18 protein-coding genes and 1 tRNA gene are annotated in these 19,420 nt (G+C 67.4%); 7 read left to right on the forward strand and 12 right to left on the reverse strand.

The features are described from left to right. The first annotated feature begins 38 nt into the window (after positions 1 to 38). Positions 39 to 566 (forward strand): peptidylprolyl isomerase, encoded by a 528-nt coding sequence (locus tag ABZ824_RS11695; RefSeq protein WP_356963240.1) that lies wholly within the window; start codon positions 39 to 41, stop codon positions 564 to 566. Positions 567 to 570: 4 nt separating this feature from the next. Next, a complete protein-coding gene (locus ABZ824_RS11700) occupies positions 571 to 1,443 on the forward strand; it encodes a rhomboid family intramembrane serine protease (protein WP_356963241.1) in 873 nt (290 codons plus the stop codon). Positions 1,444 to 1,509: 66 nt separating this feature from the next. Here ABZ824_RS11700 and ABZ824_RS11705 read toward each other — a convergent pair whose 3' ends face one another. Together ABZ824_RS11705 and crgA are read right to left on the reverse strand one after the other, a co-directional pair. Then, the gene (locus ABZ824_RS11705) at positions 1,510 to 1,995 is read right to left on the reverse strand and encodes a PH domain-containing protein (protein ID WP_356963242.1); all 486 of its coding nucleotides are present in this window, start codon (positions 1,993 to 1,995) and stop codon (positions 1,510 to 1,512) included. Between the two features lie 89 nt (positions 1,996 to 2,084). Further along, a complete protein-coding gene (gene crgA / locus ABZ824_RS11710; RefSeq protein WP_039803465.1) occupies positions 2,085 to 2,348 on the reverse strand; it encodes a cell division protein CrgA in 264 nt (87 codons plus the stop codon). A 97-nt stretch (positions 2,349 to 2,445) separates the two neighbouring features. Here crgA and ABZ824_RS11715 point away from each other — a divergent pair, with 97 nt between their 5' ends. Next, positions 2,446 to 3,090, forward strand: a complete 645-nt coding sequence (locus ABZ824_RS11715; protein ID WP_355073392.1) for an aminodeoxychorismate/anthranilate synthase component II — start codon at positions 2,446 to 2,448, stop codon at positions 3,088 to 3,090. Next, the gene (locus tag ABZ824_RS11720) at positions 3,087 to 3,767 is read left to right on the forward strand and encodes a dihydrofolate reductase family protein (RefSeq protein WP_356963243.1); all 681 of its coding nucleotides are present in this window, start codon (positions 3,087 to 3,089) and stop codon (positions 3,765 to 3,767) included. Before ABZ824_RS11715 ends, ABZ824_RS11720 begins: the two co-directional genes overlap by 4 nt. Positions 3,768 to 3,977: 210 nt before the next feature. Here ABZ824_RS11720 and ABZ824_RS11725 read toward each other — a convergent pair whose 3' ends face one another. From ABZ824_RS11725 to ABZ824_RS11760, 8 genes are all read right to left on the reverse strand, one after another. Next, positions 3,978 to 4,397, reverse strand: coding sequence for a CBS domain-containing protein (locus tag ABZ824_RS11725; protein ID WP_355073389.1), 420 nt, complete (start codon positions 4,395 to 4,397; stop codon positions 3,978 to 3,980). Between the two features lie 107 nt (positions 4,398 to 4,504). After that, positions 4,505 to 6,406, reverse strand: a complete 1,902-nt coding sequence (pknB, locus tag ABZ824_RS11730) for a Stk1 family PASTA domain-containing Ser/Thr kinase (RefSeq protein WP_355073387.1) — start codon at positions 6,404 to 6,406, stop codon at positions 4,505 to 4,507. Continuing rightward, complete coding sequence (locus ABZ824_RS11735; RefSeq protein WP_356963244.1) at positions 6,403 to 7,923, reverse strand: protein kinase; 1,521 nt, start codon at positions 7,921 to 7,923, stop codon at positions 6,403 to 6,405. The genes pknB and ABZ824_RS11735 overlap by 4 nt, the downstream gene beginning before the upstream one ends. A gap of 37 nt (positions 7,924 to 7,960) precedes the next feature. Further along, positions 7,961 to 9,427: a penicillin-binding protein 2 gene (locus ABZ824_RS11740; protein ID WP_356963245.1), complete on the reverse strand. Its 1,467-nt coding sequence runs from the start codon at positions 9,425 to 9,427 to the stop codon at positions 7,961 to 7,963. Further along, positions 9,424 to 10,908, reverse strand: coding sequence for an FtsW/RodA/SpoVE family cell cycle protein (locus ABZ824_RS11745; protein ID WP_355073382.1), 1,485 nt, complete (start codon positions 10,906 to 10,908; stop codon positions 9,424 to 9,426). Before ABZ824_RS11745 ends, ABZ824_RS11740 begins: the two co-directional genes overlap by 4 nt. Then, entirely contained in the window at positions 10,908 to 12,410 is a 1,503-nt protein-coding gene (locus tag ABZ824_RS11750; protein WP_356963246.1) for a PP2C family serine/threonine-protein phosphatase, read from the reverse strand. Before ABZ824_RS11750 ends, ABZ824_RS11745 begins: the two co-directional genes overlap by 1 nt. Then, a complete protein-coding gene (locus tag ABZ824_RS11755; RefSeq protein ID WP_014980860.1) occupies positions 12,407 to 12,874 on the reverse strand; it encodes an FHA domain-containing protein in 468 nt (155 codons plus the stop codon). The genes ABZ824_RS11750 and ABZ824_RS11755 overlap by 4 nt, the downstream gene beginning before the upstream one ends. A gap of 205 nt (positions 12,875 to 13,079) precedes the next feature. Continuing rightward, positions 13,080 to 14,510 (reverse strand): FhaA domain-containing protein, encoded by a 1,431-nt coding sequence (locus tag ABZ824_RS11760; protein ID WP_356963247.1) that lies wholly within the window; start codon positions 14,508 to 14,510, stop codon positions 13,080 to 13,082. 225 nt (positions 14,511 to 14,735) lie between these two features. On the opposite strand from ABZ824_RS11760, the gene ABZ824_RS11765 reads away from it, so the two are divergent. From ABZ824_RS11765 to ABZ824_RS11775, 3 genes are all read left to right on the forward strand, one after another. Then, positions 14,736 to 14,818 (forward strand) — tRNA-Leu (locus ABZ824_RS11765). A gap of 113 nt (positions 14,819 to 14,931) precedes the next feature. Further along, a complete protein-coding gene (locus ABZ824_RS11770; RefSeq protein ID WP_356963248.1) occupies positions 14,932 to 15,828 on the forward strand; it encodes a hypothetical protein in 897 nt (298 codons plus the stop codon). 723 nt (positions 15,829 to 16,551) lie between these two features. Continuing rightward, positions 16,552 to 17,058: a hypothetical protein gene (locus tag ABZ824_RS11775; RefSeq protein ID WP_356963249.1), complete on the forward strand. Its 507-nt coding sequence runs from the start codon at positions 16,552 to 16,554 to the stop codon at positions 17,056 to 17,058. A gap of 236 nt (positions 17,059 to 17,294) precedes the next feature. Here ABZ824_RS11775 and ABZ824_RS11780 read toward each other — a convergent pair whose 3' ends face one another. Together ABZ824_RS11780 and ABZ824_RS11785 are read right to left on the reverse strand one after the other, a co-directional pair. Further along, positions 17,295 to 17,723, reverse strand: coding sequence for an ester cyclase (locus ABZ824_RS11780; RefSeq protein ID WP_355073374.1), 429 nt, complete (start codon positions 17,721 to 17,723; stop codon positions 17,295 to 17,297). 143 nt (positions 17,724 to 17,866) lie between these two features. Continuing rightward, positions 17,867 to 19,249, reverse strand: a complete 1,383-nt coding sequence (locus ABZ824_RS11785; protein ID WP_356963250.1) for a hypothetical protein — start codon at positions 19,247 to 19,249, stop codon at positions 17,867 to 17,869. Positions 19,250 to 19,420: the final 171 nt, after the last annotated feature.

Consider the following 19,420-nt stretch of genomic DNA (forward strand, 5'->3'; position numbering starts at 1 on the left):
TCCGCGGCCGCGTCGCCGACCGTGGCACGATGGGCGGCGTGACCTCACCGAATCAGACATCCGTGGCAACGCTGCACACGAATCACGGCGATATCAAGCTCGCGCTTTTCGGTAACCACGCGCCCAAGACGGTCCGCAACTTCCTAGGTCTCGCCGACGGTTCGGCTCCGTACACCACCGCGAACGCCAGCGGAGGCAACAGCGGCCCGTTCTATGACGGCGCCCTGTTCCATCGCGTGATGGCCGGTTTCATGATTCAGGGTGGCGATCCCACCGGGACCGGTCGCGGCGGCCCCGGATACGAATTCGGTGACGAGTTCCACCCCGAGCTGCGGTTCGACCGTGGCTACCTGTTGGCGATGGCCAACGCGGGGCCCGGCACCAACGGCTCCCAGTTCTTCATCACCGTTCGACCGCAGCCGCACCTCAACCGCAAGCACACCATCTTCGGTGAAGTCGTGGACCCGGAATCCCGGAAGGTCGTCGACGCCATCGCGACCACCAGGACCGATCGCAACGACCGGCCCGTGGAGCCCGTCGTCATCACCAAGATCACGATCGAATGAGACTATGAACCCCCAGCCGCCCGCACCCACCTGCGTCCGCCATCCGAATCGCCCGACCGGCCTGGCCTGCACGCGGTGCGGGCGGCCGTCCTGTGCGGAGTGCCTGCGACCCGCGGCCGTCGGTCAGCACTGTGTCGACTGTCTGCGCGCGGATCAGCGCGACGTCGCGCCGGTGCGGACGGTCTCGGGCGCGGCAGCGCCCCGGATGTCCGCACCCTATGTGACCTATGCGCTGATCGCGATCAACGTGGTGATCTACGCGATCACCGCGGCGCAGGCCAAGAGCCTGATGGACAACCAGCGCGGCTCCGCGCTGTTCTTCGACTGGGTGCTGTTCGCACCGGCGGTCGCGGACGGCGAATGGTGGCGGGTGCTCGGTTCCGGGTTCCTGCACTACGGCCCCATCCACCTGCTGCTGAACATGTTCGCGCTTTATGTGGTGGGCCGGGATGCCGAATTGGTGCTGGGCCGGCTGCGCTACCTGGCGGTGTACCTGGTCTCGTTGCTCGGCGGGGCCGCCGGGGTCATGCTGTTGTCCCAGAACAGTCTCACGGCGGGTGCGTCGGGCGCGGTGTACGGCCTGTTCGGTGCGATCACGATCATTCTGCTCCGGTTGCGGCAGAACCCGAATCAGATGCTGATCATCATCGGCATCAACGTGTTCATCAGCCTGTCACTGCCCGGCATCTCGCTCTGGGGTCATCTCGGCGGTCTGGCCGCGGGCACCGTCGCCACGCTCGGCATTCTGTTCCTGCCGGGTTGGCTGCGAGTGCGCACTCCGCAAGCGGCACGGACGGTCGGCTGGATCGCGGTGGCGCTCGTCGCGTTCGCGGCGCTGGGGCTGGTGGCTGTGGGCGCGATCACTTCGACTGCCTGACAGCGGGATTCGCTTCACGTGAAACATTCGCGTCCGGGTTTGCCGAATGTCCCGGCCGCGGCGTCGTCAGCGGGTCTTGTCCTGGGTGAGCCGCAGGGCTTCGACCAGGTCTTCATATACGAACTCGGGATTGGCGCCCAGATCCCAGCGGCCGAAGATCAGCAGCCGGTCCACTCCGTCGTGCTGGACGTCGAGTTCCAGCATCGGCATCTTCCGCCCGAGACGGCGGTAGCTCACCACACGGGCGCGCACGATTTGCTCGGGGGTGTATTCGTCAGGTCCCGTCAGAGTGCGGACGACCATGCGTGGTTGTGCGCCGGGCACCACGGACAGTCGCGGGCGTTGCCGGAACCCGAGCGCGGCGAGGGCGAGCAATCCGGCCGCTGCCAGTCCTACGAGCAGGCGGCTCGCCGCCTCGTTGGTGACCACCGCCGCGACGGCCAACGCGACGCCGCCCACGGCGACCGCGACGAGCGCGGAGGTCGGCGTGGTCCAGGCCAGGCCCGGCTCGTCATGGTCCGGCGAGCCGGGGACCGCGGACTCCGAACTCACGGCACTCCCCAATCGCTCCTCGAGTTGTCCACAGGCTCATCCACAGGTGTGCATGAATGACACGTCTGTAATCTGCGCGATGTCGCCGCTCAGCGCCAGCGCATCGTCATGATCAGGCCCACCACCATCAGACCGAAGCCGATCAGGAAGTTCCAGGCGTTGAGATCGTTCATCCAGCTGATCTGCTCGGCCGCCAAGTAGTAGACGAGCAGCCAGGCCAGCCCAGCGAGCATGAATCCGAGCATGATGGCGACATACCAGACCGGCGACGGCCCGGCCTTCACCTTCACCGGCGTCCGGCTGGCGGGGTTGATCGTATAGTCGGTCTTCTTACGGACCTTCGACTTGGGCATGACGTCCTCGTATTCGGCGTGCAGGTCGTGGTCTCTAGGCTATCCCAACAGGTAATGGATGCGACGCGGTGCCGTGCGGGCACGTAATCTCGATGCCATGCGTGTTCTGGTCGTCGACAATTACGACAGCTTCGTCTTCAACCTGGTGCAGTACCTCGGTCAACTGGGTGTCGACGCAGTCGTCTGGCGTAACGACGATCCGAATCTGGCCGACGTCGCGGCGGTCGTCCGTGACTTCGACGGCATTCTGATCAGTCCAGGCCCCGGCACTCCGGACCGTGCGGGCGCCAGTATCCCGTTGGTGCGCGCCTGCGCGGAAGAAAATGTCCCGCTGCTGGGCGTGTGCCTCGGCCATCAGGCGATCGGCGAAGCCTTCGGCGCCACCGTCACCAGGGCTCCCGAGTTGCTGCACGGGAAGACGAGCGAGGTCTTCCACATCGGCGCCGGCGTGCTGGCCGGTCTTTCCGACCCGTTCACCGCCACGCGGTACCACTCCCTCACCGTGCTCGAGGACACCCTGCCGGAGGAGATCGAGGTGCTCGGGCGCACCGAGAGCGGGATCGTGATGGCGATGCGGCATCGCACCTTGCCCATCCACGGTGTGCAGTTCCACCCGGAATCGGTGCTCACCCAGGGCGGGCACCGAATGCTGGCGAACTGGTTGGGCGTGTGCGGTGAGCGTCCCGCCGAAGGGTTGGTGCAGACGCTGGAGGCGGAGGTCGCCGCGCTGGTGCTGCAGTGACCCGTCCGTATGTGCTCCTGTCGGTCGCGACGAGTATCGACGGGTACATCGACGACGCGAGCCCCGAGCGGCTGCACTTGTCCGACGCGGCGGACTTCGATCGGGTCGACCAAGTCCGCGCGGACTCCGACGCCATTCTCATCGGAGCGCAGACCCTGCGCAGCGACAATCCGCGACTGCTCGTCGGCAGCGCCGAGCGCAGGGCGGCCCGCCTCGCCGCGGGCAAGCCGGAGTATCCGTTGAAGGTGACAGTCTCCGCGAGCGGCGAGCTCGATCCTGAACTGCGGTTCTGGCACCACGGCGGCGGCAAGCTCGTCTACACCACCGCGGCGGGTGCGGCGAAGCTCACCACCCGGCTGAGCGGACTGGCCGATGTGGTGGATCTCGGCACCGAACTCGACTTCGGTGCGCTGTTGGACGATCTGGGCCGCCGGGGCGTCGACCGTCTCATGGTGGAGGGCGGCACCCGCATCCATACCGCGTTCCTCGCCGCCGATCTGGCCGACGAACTGCACCTTGCGGTGGCCCCGATCCTGGTGGGTGACGTCGCGGCTCCGCGCTTCCTCGACCCGGCCGATTTCCCGGGGGCGCCCCACCGCAGGATGCGGCTGGCGGGCGTGACGCAAGTCGGCGATGTCGCCGTGCTGCGGTATCTGCCGAAGGCCGACCGGATCTGACGGCGGGTCGTGCCACGACAAAGGGGCGACGCACCGCGGACGACGGTCCGTCGTCCGCGGCCGGGCGTCGGCTCACACCACACCTCGACCGGATTGTGCTGCCCGCCCTAACTCCCTCGAGTTCGCATCGCCGGACGGCAGACCGTTGTCGAAGTGCACAGGTCGATCCGAGAGGGCGGTGGGATACCGCCCTCCGCACCGGTTCGAAATCTACGGACGCCCGTAGACGGCGGTCACGAACTCGCCGAGCTGGTTATCGTCCAGATGCCTGGCCAGGTCCGCTTCGCTGATCATGCCGACCAGCCGCTTGTCCTCGATGACGGGCATGCGCTTGACCCGGTTGCTCTCCATTTCATCGAGGACTTCCTCGATGTCGGCGTTGGCATCGACCCACCGCGGCGTCGCTTCGCACAGTTCCTCGACCCGGCAGTTCGCGGGGATCTTGCCCTGAGCGATGCACTTCACCACGATGTCGCGGTCGGTGACGATGCCGCACATCCGTTCGTTGTCGTCCGAGACGATCAGCGACCCGACGTTGAGTTCGGCCATGGTGCGCGCGGCCTGCTCGATAGTCGTGTCCTTGGAGATCCACTGAACGCCGGGTTTCATGATGTCCCTGGCAGTGGTCATGAGCTACCTCCTCGTGCTCAGCTGCGCTGATTGGGATGGAGCAGCATCATTCTCCCGCAATTCACACCGGTTGGTCTCGTTTTCTGGATACCGGTGACCACGCCCGATCACGGCGGACCCAGTACCCCCACACCGACCAGGATGGCGCTGTTCTTCTGGATCGAACTGCCCGCGGACGGCTGCTGACTGAGTATGCGTCCGACATTGCCCGCGTCGAAGGTTCCCTGCGGCGACTGGCTGATCTGGCTGGTGCTGCCGGTCCAACCTTCCGCGCGCAGCTTCTCCACCGCCTGCGAGACGGTGAGACCGACCAGCGACGGCATCTTCAGATCGCCCGCGGACACCTGGACGGTAACCGTGGAGCCCTTCTCCGCGTTGCTGCCGCCGGCCGGGCTGGAGGCGACCACCTCGCCCTTCGGCTTCGAGGACTGCACCTCCTGCACGACGACCTTGAAACCGTTGCCCTCGATATTCGGCTGAGCCACGTCGATCGTCTGGCCGACGACGTAGGGGACGCGAACCGCTTCCGGGCCGGTGCCGATCGTGACGACGACTTCCCAGTCCACGTCGACCTTCGAACCCGGCGACGGATTCTGCTCGATCACCTGATCCTTCTCGGCGGTGCTCGACGGTTTGCGCTCGATGTTCGAGTTGATCCGCAGGCCTTTGGAATTCAACACCTGCTCGGCCTGCTCCTGGGTCAGCCCTGTGAGCTTCGGCACCTGCACTTGGGCGGGCCCGGAGGACACCTGAACCGTGACGGTGCTTCCCTCGTCGATCCGCGAGCCGCCCAAGGGTTGGGTCGCGATGACGTTGCCCGTGGCGACCTTGCCGTCGGGCTTCTGCTGGATCGCCACCGTGAAGCCGAGCTTCTGCAGCGCGTCCTGCGCCTGTTGCGAGGACTTGTTGGACAGATCGGGAACAGCTACCTGGTCCGGCCTGCTGCCAGGCCCGAGCAGCACCCAGAACAAAGCGAAAGCCACGGCGACGGCCGCGACTGCGCCGAGCGCGATGTAGGCGGTTCGGCGCTGGCCGTTCGGTTCGGCCGGGTCCTGCTCTGCGGTGTCGTCGTGGCGTTCGACGGTGCGGTAGTTCCGCGGCGGAGGCTCGTCCGCGCTCATGAAGGTGGTGCGGTCCTCGTCGGTCATCACCATGGGGGCGCTGGGCTTCTGGCCGCCGAGTACCCGGATCAGGTCGGCGCGCATCTCGGCGGCGGACTGGTACCGGTTGGCCGGGTTCTTGCTCATCGCCTTGAGCACGACCGAGTCCAGCTCGCGGGGCACCCCCGCGTGCACGTGCGAGGGCAGCCGCGGATCTTCCCGGACGTGCTGGTAGGCGACGGCGACCGGGGAGTCACCCGTGAAAGGCGGCTCCCCGGTGAGGATTTCGAACAGCACACAACCCACTGAGTAGACGTCCGAGCGGGCGTCCACCGTCTCTCCGCGCGCCTGTTCCGGCGAGAGGTACTGCGCGGTGCCGATCACCGCCGCGGTCTGCGTCATCGGGTTGGAGCTGTCGGCGATCGCGCGCGCGATGCCGAAGTCCATCACCTTCACCGCGCCGGACCGATTGATCATGATGTTGGCGGGCTTCATGTCGCGGTGCACGATCCCGGCCTTGTGGCTGAAATCCAAGGCGGCGCAGACGTCAGCGACGACTTCCATCGCTCGGCGCGGCGGCAGCGGCCCCTTGCCGCGCACGATGTCACGCAGTGTGTCGCCGTCGACGTACTCCATCACGATGTACGGCAGCGGGCCGCCGTCCACCTCGGCCTCACCGGTGTCGTAGACCGCGACGATGGCCGGATGATTGAGTGCGGCGGCATTCTGCGCTTCGCGCTTGAACCGCAGGTAGAACGTGGGATCGCGGGCGAGGTCCGCCCGCAGCACCTTGATCGCCACGTCGCGGCTCAGCCGGATGTCGCGGGCCTTGTGCACCTCGGACATACCGCCGAACCCGATGATCTCGCCCAGCTCGTAGCGAGACGAGAGATTCTTCGGGGTCGTCATGGCAGTCCTTGCGAAGAAGTGGCGGATCCGCTGCGAGTGGCCGAGGGCCCCCGGGCACCGGGAATCTCCGGGAATGGTAGGTCGAGAGTCGGGATGCGCGGGCGCGTTGCGGTGGCAGTGGGCGCGGTGGTCGTCGGCTTCGTCGTGCTCGGTGCCGTGGTGGTGGGCGGCGCGGTGGTCGTCGTCGGCTCCGGTGTCGTGGTCTTCGGCTCGGTGGTGGTCGGTTCGTAGGTCTCGGTTTCCACCGGCGCGGGCGCGGGCTTGGGGGTGGTCGTGGTGGCCACCGGCGGGACCGGCTTCGGGTTCGGTGCGACCGTCGCGGTCGGCGACGGCGTGGAATCCGGATTGGTGTCGCCACCGAAGAGCAGGTAGGCCGTGAGCGCGGCGAGCAGGACGGCGCCGATACCGAGTCCGGTCAGCCATTTCTGGGCAGTGGTGAACCGCTTGTCGCCACCGGGCGGTCGATCGCCCGCTGTGCCACGGCTCAGCACGGTGGCCGGAGCCGCGATCGTGCCCGCGCGATTCGCCGCGCCCACCGCGCCGGCCGCGGGCGTCGAGTAGCGCACCGTCGCCCCGTCGAAGTCGGGTGGCGTGGAGGGGATCACGGCGGTCGGGCCCGGCGGGAGCACCCGCGTGGCGCCGGTCAAGGGCGCGGCGGGATGGGTACCACTCGGCGGCGGCGGACGCCGGCCCGCGCGCACCGCGGCGACCGCGTCGGCGAACTCGCCGCCACTGGCGTAGCGGCGCGCCGGGTCCTTCTCCATCGTGATCTCGACCAGTTCGCGCACGTTGCCGGGCAGATCGGCCGGCATCGGGGGCGGCGTCTCACGCACGTGCTTCATGGCGACGGTGAGCGCGCCGTCGCCGGTGAACGGCCGCTGGCCTGCCAGCACTTCGTAGCCGACCACGGCGAGGGAGTAGACGTCGCTGGCCGCGGTGGCGTCCTCGCCGACCGCCTGTTCCGGTGCGATGTACTGCGCGGTGCCCATCACCATGCCGGTCTTGGTCACAGGGGAGGCGTCCACCGCCTTGGCGATACCGAAGTCGGTGATCTTCGCCTGACCGGTCGGGGTGACCAGGATGTTGCCCGGCTTCACGTCGCGGTGCACCACGCCCGCGCGGTGCGCCACCTCCAGGGCACGGCCGGTCTGCTCGAGCAGGTCGAGGCCCTGGGCGACCGATAGCCTGCCCAGGCGGTTGAGCACCGTGTTCAGCGGCTCACCCTGGACGAATTCCATGACCAGGTAGGCGATCTCGCTGCCCTGCGGGTCGATCGTCTCGCCGTAGTCGTAGATGCCCGCGATGCCGGGGTGATTCAGCTGGGCGGTGGTCTTCGCCTCGGTGCGGAATCGATGCCGGAACGTCGGGTCGGCCGAGAACTCCGACTTCAGCACCTTGACCGCGACCCTGCGGTCCAACCTGGTGTCCAGCGCTTCCCAGACCTGGCCCATGCCGCCGGTCGCGATCAGTCGCTGCAGCCGGTACCGGTCGGCGATCATCGCACCGTTGTTCAGCATCGAGGTCCCCGTACCTTCACTCGCACATCCATATCGTTCAGCCCCCTCGAAGACCGGCGTCGAGAACCGCGCGAGCCACCGGCGCGGCGACCGAGCCACCGGTCGCGGCAAGCGCCCGGTCCCCACCGTTCTCCACGATCACCGCGATGGCGATCTTCGGGTTCTGCGCGGGGGCGAACGCGATGTACCAAGCATGCGGCGGCGTGTTGCGCGGGTTGCTCCCGTGCTCCGCGGTGCCGGTCTTGGACGCGATCTGATAACGGGTCTGGTTACCTCCAGAGGTGTTGCCCTCCGACGCGATCATCAGGTTGGTCACGGTCGACGCTACATCGGCGCTGACGGCTTGGCCGACCGAGACCGGCTTGGTCTTCGACAGCTCGCTCAGATCCGGGCCCTGCAACTGATCGACCAGGTAGGGCTCCATCCGGACGCCGCCGTTGGCGATGGTCGCCGCGACGACCGCGTTCTGCAGCGGGGTCAACGCCACGTCGCGCTGCCCGATGCTGCTCTGGGCCAGGGCGGCGTCGTCGGAGATGGTGCCGACGGTGCTCTCCGCCACCGGCATCGGGATCCCTCGGTGCGGGCCGATACCGAACGCGGCCGCCTCGTCCTTGAGATTCGTGGCACCCACCTTGACGCCGAGTTCGGCGAACGCGGTGTTGCACGAGCGACGGAACGCTTCGAACAGCGAAGCTGTCGGATTGGGACCGCACGTGGAGCCGTTGTAGTTCTCCAGCGTGGTGCTGGTGCCGGGCAGCGTGATGTTCGGCGCGGCGGTGAACTGGTCGTCGGGAGTCGCGGCGCCGTTGGACAGCGCGGCGGCGGTGACCACGACTTTGAACGTGGATCCGGGCGGATAGGTCTGCGAGATGGCGCGATTCAGCATGGGGTGGCGCGGATCCGCGCTCAGCGTTTCCCACGCCTGGGTGCCGCGCGCACCGTCGTGCCCGGACAGCAGGTTCGGGTCGTAGCTGGGCGTGGAGACCATGGTCAGGATCTTGCCGGTGCTCGGCTCGATCGCCACCACCGAACCGGTGTAGCCCTTGCTGGTCATCTGGTCGTAGGCCACCTGCTGCATCAGCGGGTTGAGCGTGGTGACCACGTTGCCGCCGCGCGGGTCGCGGCCGGAGATGAGGTCGACGAGGCGGCTGCCGAACAGTTGACTGTCGGACCCGTTGAGCACCGAGTCCTCAGCACGTTCCAGTCCGGTGCTGCCGTACTGCATCGAGTAGAAACCGGTGGCGGGTGCGTACGCCTCCGGCTCGCTCGGGTACGTGCGCAAGTACTTGTAGCGGTCATCGGTCGCGACCGAGCCGGCCAGCACCGTGCCGCCTGCCGAGATCTGCCCGCGCTGGCGGGCGTACTCGTCCAGCAGAACCCGGGAGTTGCGCGGATCGGAGCGCAGGTCGTCGGCCTTGATCACTTGGACGTAGGTGGCGTTCGCCAGCAGTGCGACGACCATCACCATCACCGCGATCGCGACTCGGCGTAGTGGAGTGTTCATGTCAGCGGCCCCGCCTCCGGTCGCCCGCCATCGCGCCGCAGCAGTTCGGTCTGCGCGTCGGCGATCGGCGCCGGTTCCTTCTTGCGCACCGGGGCGGGTGCGCGGGCGGCGTCGGAGATCTTGATCAGCAACGCCAGCAACGCGTAGTTGGCCAGCAGCGAAGACCCGCCGTAGGACATGAACGGGGTGGTGAGACCGGTCAGCGGAATCAGCTTGGTCACACCCCCGACCACGACGAACAGCTGGATCGCGATGGTGAACGACAGGCCGGCCGCGAGCAATTTGCCGAAGCTGTCGCGCACCGCGAGGGCGGTGCGCAGCCCGCGCACGACGAATACCAGGAACAGCGCCAGCACCGCGGCGAGCCCGATCAGGCCGAGTTCCTCGCCGATGGTGGTGACGATGAAGTCGGTCTTGGCGAACGGCACCTGGTTCGGCCTGCCGCTGCCGAGGCCGGTCCCGGCGAGACCGCCGGTGGCCAGGCCGAACAGCGACTGCGAGATCTGATAGCCGGTGTTGTTGTAGTCGTCGAACGGGTGCAGCCAGGTCTCCACCCGGACCCGCACGTGGCCGAACAATTGATAGGCGAAGACGAATCCGAGCGCGAGCAGTCCGCCGCCGATGACCAGCCAGCCGACCCGTTCGGTGGCGATGTAGAGCATCACGAGCACCGTGCTGAAGATCAGCAGCGAGGTGCCGAGATCCTTCTCGAACACGAGCACGCCGATGCAGACGACCCAGACGGCCAGGATCGGTCCGAGGTCGCGGCCGCGCGGGAACTCCATGCCGAGCACATGGCGACCGGCGGCGGTGAAGATCTCGCGCTTGGCCACCAGGACCGAGGCGAAGAAGATGATCAGCAGGATCTTCGCGAACTCACCCGGCTGGACACTGAACCCGGGCAGCCGGATCCAGATCTTCGCGCCGTTGGTCTCGGAGAACGCGCTCGGCAGCAGAGCTGGAATGGCCAGCGCGACAAGGCCGATGAGGCCGAGGGTGTAGCTGTAGCGGGCCAGGGTGCGGTAGTCGCGCAGCGCGATCAGCAGCGTGATGAACACGAGCGTGCCCAGCGCGGTCCACAGGATCTGCTGATTGGCGTCGGGGGAGGGGGTCGCCCACGAGTTGTAGGCGGCGGTCTGCTGGTCGGCCAAGTCGAGCCGGTGGATCAGCACGAGACCGAGTCCGTTGAGCAACGCCACGATCGGCAACAGCAGGGGGTCGGCGAACGGGGCGAACCGCCGCACGGCCAGGTGCGCCACCGCGAACAACGCCAGGTAGGCCAAGCCGTATTTGGCGATATCCAAGGTGATCGACTGTTCCTGACTGGCCTCGACCAGGAACAGGGACACCGTGGTGATCACCGCCGCCGCCCCGAGCAGCAGAAGTTCGACATTGCGTCTGGTGCTCGGCGGTGGCGCGGGAGCGAAGCCGCCCGGGGGACTGGGAAAAGCCCCAGCCGACGGCGGTGCCGGCGCGGACATCAGTCCGTCACCCGGCAGTTCTCCCCCGCGGTCTGGGGGGCGGGCGGCGCGCTCGACGGCGGGACAGGAGCCTCCGACTTCGTCGGTGTCTTGATTTCGGTGCCCCTGGCGTCGCCCTGTTCCGGCGCCGGAGCCGGCGCGGGCGCGGCGGTGGCCGGAGCGGGCTGAGCGCCGTTGGGCGCGGGGGCCGGGGTTTCGGCAGGCGACGGGACGACACCCGGCTGCGGCGCCGATTCCTTGACCGGGCACGGCGGCAGCAGTTCTCGCTGGGCGAGGTAGGTCATCGAGTCCCTGGCCTTGTCCAGCGAGCCCGGCGGCAAGCCCTTGTCCACCTGCTCGCGGCCGGTCTGCTTCAGATCGGTGACCTTCAGCGGCTTGCACGCCGACGGCAGACTCTCGCCGGGGTCGGTCAGGGTGAGTTCCCCGTTGCGGGTCACACATCCGACGAGATTCACGTCGTGGATCGAGTAACCGAGGATCGAACCGGGCAGCCCGCGCAGGATCACCACCGAACCGTCGTCGGCGCCGACGTAGTAGTTGCTGCGGATCATCTTGTAGCCGACCACGAGCCCCACGCAGACCGCGACGATGAGCGCCAGCGCGAGCACGATCCAGCGCAACCGGTGCGACTTCTTCGCGGGCGGCTCGGGCGCGGCGGCGGCCCGGCGCGGCGCGGCGCGCGGCGGGCGCAACGCGGAGGCCCGGCCTGCGGCGGTGTTCGGCGGCGGCGTGTCCTCGTCGACGCCGGAGGCGGCGCCCGCGACGATCGGGTGGCTCTGGCCGTAGTCCAGGTCGATGACATCGGCGACGACGACGGTCACGTTGTCCGGACCGCCGCTGCGCAACGCCAGCTCGATGAGCCGGTCGGCGCACTCGTCGGTGCTGCCCTCGCGCATCGTGTTCGCGATGGTCTCGTCGCTGACCACGTCGGAGAGACCGTCGGAACACAGCAGGTAGCGGTCACCGGCGCGCGCTTCGCGCATGATCAGCGTCGGCTCGATCTCGTTGCCGGTGAGCGCGCGCATGATCAGCGAGCGCTGCGGGTGCGTGTGCGCCTGCTCCGGTGTGATCCTGCCCTCGTCGACCAGCGATTGGACGAAGGTGTCGTCCCGGGTGATCTGGCCGAGCTCGCCGCCGCGCAGCAGGTAGGCGCGCGAGTCGCCGATGTGCACGAGGCCGAGTTTCTTGCCCGCGAACAGGATCGCGGTGAGCGTGGTGCCCATGCCGTCGAGCTCGGGCTCCTCCTCGACCTGATCGGCGATGGCGGCGTTGCCTTCTCGGGTGGCCGCGTCGAGCTTGCCGAGCAGATCGTCGCCGGGCTCGTCGTCGTCGAGGTGGGCGAGCGCGGCGATCATCAACTGGGACGCGACTTCTCCCGCGGCATGGCCGCCCATGCCGTCGGCGAGTGCGAGCAGCCGGGCGCCCGCGTACACGGAATCTTCGTTGTTGCCTCGGACGAGACCGCGGTCGCTGCGCGCTGCGTAGCGGAGAACAAGTGTCACGATCGCAGCTCGATCACTGTTTTGCCGACACGGACAGGCGTGCCGAGTGGAACACGGACGGCGGTGGTGACTTTCGCGCGATCGAGGTAGGTGCCGTTCGTCGAGCCGAGGTCCTCGACGTACCAGTCGTCACCACGCGGAGACAGTCGCGCATGCCTGGTCGAGGCGTAGTCATCGGTGAGTACCAGCGTGGAGTCGTCCGCACGCCCGATCAGCACCGGTTGGGTGCCGAGCGAGATGCGAGTGCCGGCGAGTGAACCCTGAGTCACCACAAGAAATTTGGCGCCCTTCTGGCCCCGGCTGAAGGAAGGCAGCACCGCGGAACCGCGTGCGGCCCTGGGCTGGATCCGAATGCCGGATGCCGCGTAGATGTCGCTGCGCAACGTGCGCAGCACAGCCCACACGAACAACCACAACAGCAGAAGGAACCCCGCACGGGTCAGTTGCAGGATCAGTCCCTGCACGGCGCTCCACCTCCTGTTCGACCGTGTACGTCGGTGCCGTAGGTGCGGTTCGACCACCCCCACCAGCCTGCTGGTCTTGCCGGCCCCGGTGTCGGCGCCGCGCGTGTGTTGGCAGCATCATAGGGCCGTCGGTCGATTTCGATCACGATACGACCGACGATTCCCTCGAGAGCCATGTCGTGACCTGCACCGCGAGCTTACGGGATCAGACGATACGGATCAGGATCTCGGAGTGCCCGGCACGGATGACGTCACCGTCGGCGAGCTGCCAATCCTGCACGGGGGAGCCGTTCACCAGGGTGCCGTTGGTGGAGCCGAGGTCGGACAACATCGCGGTCTGCCCGTCCCAGCGCACCTCGATGTGCCTGCGAGAGACGCCTGTGTCGGGCAGCCGGAAGTGCGCGTCCTGGCCGCGGCCGATGATGTTGCTGCCTTCCCGCAGCTGGTAAGTGCGGCCGCTGCCGTCGTCCAGCTGGAGCGTCGCCGAATAGCCCGAACCGGCCTGCGGGGCGGCGCCGTAGCCTTGCCCGCCCGCGTAGCCCTGCTGCGCGCCGTACCCCGGTTGCTGCGAGTATGCCTGACCGTAGCCGCCCTGGTCGTCCTGAGCGTAGCCGCCTTGGTCGGCGTAGTTCTGATCGCCGTAGCTCGGATCGGTGTACCCCGACTGCCCGTAGCCGGGCTGACCGTACCCTTGCTGGCCGTAGCCTTGGTCGGCGTAGCCCGGCTGGCCGTAGGCCTGGTCGCTGTAGCCCGGCTGGCCGTAGGCCTGGTCGCTGTAGCCCGGCTGGCCGTAGGCCTGGTCGCTGTAGCCCGGCTGGCCGTAGGCCTGGTCGCCGTAGCCTTGCTGGCCGTACCCGCGCTCGCCGTAGCCGCTCTGCTGGCCGTAGCCGGACTCGCCGTAGCCGCCCTGCTGGCCGCCGTAGCCGGACTCGCCGTAACCACCCTGCTGCCCGTAGCCCTGGCCACCCTGCGGGTAGTCGTAGCCGTTCTGATAGTCGCCGTAACCCTGCTGCGCGTCCGGAGCCTGGTAATCCGCCCCGTATGCGCCGCCACGGCCGTAGTCGTCGCGGTACGCGCCGTTCTGCGGGCCGCCGCGTCCGGCAGGCGGTGGAGCGTACCCGCGGTTGCGTGGATCGGACTCCGCGGGCTCACGGCTCGGGTCGTAGCCTGAGTTCTGCGTCATGGGGCCAGCTCCTGGTTGCGGGTGTGCAGGTCGTTGTGGCGGTGATTCGGGGCCGCGAGCCGCGCTGGCTCTGTGTCCGGCGTCGGGATCGACGCGGCCACTCGCCCTGAACTGTCCGGTGTGCAGCGTAGGTGATGCCTCGAACGCCACGTGTACTTCGCCGTAGGTCTGCCAGCCTTGCTCGCGGATGTAGTCCTGTAGATGTTTGGCGAATGCGCGGGTGGTGAGGTCGTGGTCGGCATCCAACTGCTGGTGATCGGAGGTGTTGATCGTGATCACATAGCTGTTGGGTGCCAGCAGGTGCCCGCCGCCCAGGTCCTGGACATGATCGGCGGCCTCGCGTTGCAGCGCCGCCTCCACCTCCTGGGGTACGACACTGCCGCCGAAGACTCTGGCGAACACGTCACCGACGGCGCCTTGCAGGCGACGCTCGAATCGCGAAACGATGCCCATCTCGGCCTCCCTTCGGTGCGCGTCTCTTCCTGATTCGTAACAACGACACGCGTGTATGGCGTGTCGTTAATCGACCACGTTCATTGCATGATATCCACGATCGTCCACACCTGTAACTCTTGGCGACGGCCCCAGGTTCCCGGACCCGTTCAGCCCCCCGGTCAGGCCTCTGAAATGGCGATTTCGTATCCAGCGCGCGGCCGTGATACTGTCTCCCAGTCGCTCGGGCGAGTGGCGGAATGGCAGACGCGCTGGCTTCAGGTGCCAGTGTCCTTCGGGACGTGGGGGTTCAAGTCCCCCTTCGCCCACAATTTCGACGCAGGTCGGGGGCATAACCAACAGGTTATGCCCCTTCTGCGTCCACACAGCGGTCCACAGGGAATCTGAGGGGATTCGGCCTGAGTGCAAGGACCCGTGCTTCATGGCGACTACACCCCGCATTCGCGTCCGCAAGGATGGCTCTACCCACTCGCAGGTGCGCTACCGCATCATCCGTGACAGCAAAGCGGTACAGACGTCCCAGAGTTTCGACGATCACGCCGCCGCTATTCGATGGGCGCGGCTGCTCGACCGCGTCGGCCCGGCCGAGGCCGAGGGCGTCCTCGCCGCCCAACTCGGCGCCGTGGTCGACACCATCACATTGAAGGTATGGCTTCACCGATGCGTCGACAGCCTCGGTAAGAGTGTGGACGAGGAGACCAAGCGCAAATACCGGCGCATGATCGACCGCGACATCGTTCCCTTCTTCAACGGGGAGCACCTGCCCGTTGATGGTGTGACCCCCGAGCTCGATGCCGCGTGGGTCGAGTGGCTCGAAACCGAGTTCGACAATGCGCCGAAGACCATCCGTAATAAGCACGGCCTGCTGTGCGCTGCGATGGGTGCGGCGGCCCGGCAGCGGCCGACTCCTTTTATTCCGTGGAATCCGTGTGCCGAGACCAAGTTGCCGAAGTGCTTCGGCGCGCGAGGTCGACCACCTGAGCGAGGACGAATACGAGCTCGTCGAGCAGCTGCTCGCGCCGTTCTGGCGCCCGTGGTGGGAGTTCGGCGTGCTGAGCATTGCCCGGCCCGGCGAGCAGGGCGCGCTCTCGTCGGCGACATCGACCGCAACACCGGCGGCGTCTCGATCACGAAAGCGTGGAAGTGGGCCAACGGCCGGATGCGCCTAGGCGACCCGAAGACCGAGCGCGGCGTCCGCACGTTCGTTCCGCTCGAAACGGTCGCGCAGCTCGACCTCGACCGCCCGGCCGACGCCTTCCTGTTCCTGACGCCGAGCGGATTACCGGTGACCTCGGCGCGGTTCTGGCAGCAAGGCTGAGCTCCGGCGGTCGCCCGCCTCGAGGCGCTCGCCGCGGGCGACCGCGCACCGTTCACTGGCGCGGCCGGTTGGGAAGGGCTGTCGTTCGACGAGCTGCGCCGCCGCTACGGGCACCTCATCGGCCGCCTCATGTCCAAGCGCCTCACCCCGTATTGCACCAGACATAAGGGGATTTCGTGGCGTCTGCAGGACGGCGAGCCGATCTGGGTCGTATCGCGCGACGCCGGGTACTCGTCGATCGCGATCACCGATAAGCGGTACGGGCACATCTCGGCGGTGGCATCCGCGGCGAGCGCGCAGGTCGTCGCAGACAGGCTGCCCCGGCTGCGCGGCCGGGTCCTCGATATGGAGCAGGCGCGCCACCGCCGTCCGGCTCGGCCAGATCAGCGAGATCGAGCGCGTCGCGACGGGTTTCGAGGCGGTGTGGATGGACGCACGCGGGCTCGTGCAGTCGCAGGTGTTCGACGCCTCCGTGGCGGAGGGGAGCCATCTGGTCGAGGTTGCGCGCCTCGAGTGGTAGTTGTAACCAAACAGAGGGGCTACCAAAAGCACGGTTTACGCGCGAATTGCCGGGGTAACAGTGACCGTGAGCGAGTACCACCTGATCGTTAGAAGCAGCGGCGACACCCGACGACGAGGAAGAACCGAAGCGAGGCGGGAGAGGGAAAGCTTCGCCGAAGATGTCCGGCACAGCAACCAGTGGTCTCCACCGAAAGAGGCGGCATGGGAAACGTGACTCCGGCGCCAAGGGAACCGAAACACAGCTTTTGGACGTCAGTCCCCGGTATCCTCACCGGAATCGCAGCGGTCATTACGGCCGTCGGGGCGATTATCGGCATCTATGTCGGTACGAAGTCCACACCGCCGGCTCAGCCGCCCACGACGGCCGCACCGACGTCCGCCCCATACGGCGGCGCGTACGCCGATCCAGCGGCGACGATCTATTTGCAGTACCGAGGCGACTCGAACCAGTGCGCCTTGCAGTTGACGACGAAGATCGCAGGAAAGACCGTCTCGATACCGAATTCCGCATCCACCATATCCGTGAGCGGGGTGCCTCAAGGCGCGCAGAAGTACGAGGTCGCGGGCCAGATCGCATGCCCGACCCTTGGAACGTTCGATGCTTACGGCTCCGGGACGATCAATGTCACCAGCGGTAATACATATTACTACTGGTGGTCGCAATCCCCAGGTACCAAGAATGCCACCGTCACAATCGGAACTCAGTGAAATCCCATGTGGACCACCACGTCCACAAATCGGGCTATTCTTGCCCCGACCAATCCCGGTGAATCCCGACTAATCCCGATGAAACCCAAGGTCGCACGCTGCTAGCTGGGCGATACGGCGGTTCAAGCCCCCCTTCGTCCACAGGCGAAAGCCGCGCATCAAGTGCTGATGCGCGGCTTTCTCTTTGTAGTCGGAAGGCCGCGTCGATCATGTGACGGATGTCCCGACCCGGCCGGTCAGTGTCTTCCCACCGCAGGTAGCACTCCCAACTGTTGCAAGAACCCGAGCACGTCCTTGTCGGACCACTTCTCGGCGAGCTTGCCGTCGGCGATCCGGTGGATCGCGGTACCCGTCACCGTCAGTTCGCGCCCGGTCGCCGGTATGCCGGGCAGGTCCCTGGTGTGCCGCCCGTACGCGGTCAGCCGCGTGACGACCCGGTCGCCTTCCGCGACTTGGTCCTCGATCTCGTGCCGCCCTGGAGTGGCGGCCCAGAACATGCGAAAGGCCTGCTTCAGGCCTTCTCGGCCGGGGCCGAGACCGGGAAACGGCGGCGGCGAGTGATCGATGTAGTCCTCCGCGACGAGGTCGTCCATGGCGTCGATGTTTCCCGCGTCGATCTCCCGATAGAACCTGCGGACCAGTGCCTTGTTGGTTTCCAGCGACATGATCGGGCCTCCTCCTCGCGGGTCGAGCGAACCGTCGAGGCGGTTCGCCGAGTCTCGCGTCGCGTGGCAGCAACCTATCTCATTGGAGATGGGCATACCCAACAAGATTTATGGCGAACTATCAGCAAATGCAGTGCGCCGCGTCAGACCACCAGCCCGTGGCGGTCGAGGAAGCGCTGTTCGAACGCGGCGACGAATTGCCCATGGTCGATGGCCGACGACGAGTGCACGAATTCGCCGTCGTCGGCGATATAGAACACCGCTCGGTGGGCTGGTGTGTTCTCGGGAGCGGGCACGTGCACCATCCAGCCGAAGCGCAAGCGGTCGGCGGTCAGCTGCGCCAGCGGGTATCCGGTGGTGTCCAGCTGCCGACCGGTGATGTAGTCCCGTACCCGGCTGATCGCCTGTTCGGCGGGCATCGGCTCGGGCGCCGTGGACAGCAGCCCGGCGGCCGAGAATTGATAGAGCGCGCCGTCGATGTCGAAACGGCTGTCATCGCCGAAGACGGCGATCAGCGCCCCTCGCGTCACCCCTCCCGTCTCGGCGGCGGACAGTAAGGCTCCGATGGCCTCCGACGCGTCCTGGTCCGGGACCAGGCCCGCCACGATCTTGATGGTCGTTTCCCGCGTCCACACGCCCGGCACCGCGGGCGCGCATTCCTGCGCGGACGGTGACTGCCCGCGGTACCAGCGCCCCGCTTCCCACCAGTAGCAGAAGGACAGCAGGCCCGAAGCAGCCCGCGGATTCAAAACCGGGTCGGCGATCCAATCCGGCGCGCCGCCGTACAGCTCCGGCATCGGTGCGCCCGCGTTGTATACGGCGTCCAAGGTCGGCGCATTCCATACTCCGCCGGACAACACGGCTCGCCCGCCCGGAAGCGCGTGCAACGTCGATCCACCGCGTGCGGTGCCTTCGAACACGCCGACCCAGGGCAGCATCCGCGGACCCCATTCCGACTTCGCGGCCACGAAGGCCGCCGCGATGGTCGTCCATCGGGCCCACATCTGCGGGAACGGCGGGAACTCGTTCTCCGCGAGCACCGCCCACACCTGTTCGGCCCGGTTGGCACGGGCCTGTTCCGCCGCCTGCTGCGGAGTGCGGCGCTGCCGGTCGCCGTGACCGATATACGCGGCCAGCCACACAGGTACTTTCTGCCGCGGATACGCCTCGAGATCAGCGCGATATGCCTCCGGGACGAAAAGTTGACCCTCGGGAAAGGGCTCGTCGCCGTAGTCGTAGGCGACCTCGATATTGCCCGCACTAGTCATCGCCACCAGCAGACGCCACCACGGACCCGCACCGGAGCCGGCCGCGAGCGCGCGGTGCTCCCGCGCGAGGGCGAGCACCGGTTCCGGCGGGTCCACCGGCATCACTCGGTCGTCGACCGTGTAAACCAGCTGGGCGACCTCACTCACCACCGTGACCGCGAACACCGCGTCCACCCGCTGCCATCCGGTCGGCGCGTGCGCCGCCAGCGCACGAGCGAGCGGGTGCTCGGCGGTCAGCCCACCGGGTTCGTCTGCCACGTCGTCCTCCTGATCGATGTCCAGCCACCGGCCTCGCGGCGACGCCGTCGAGAGAGTGCCCACTCTGGTCTGCGGCGGCAACGCGCATGTCGAAGATAGCCGGGGCACGGACCCGACTACGGTGGCGAGCGGGGTGACAGACTCCCGCGGTAGGGAATCAGGCCCTGCCCG

Source organism: Nocardia sp. NPDC047038 (assembly GCF_040644075.1).
GTDB lineage: Bacteria > Actinomycetota > Actinomycetes > Mycobacteriales > Mycobacteriaceae > Nocardia > Nocardia sichangensis.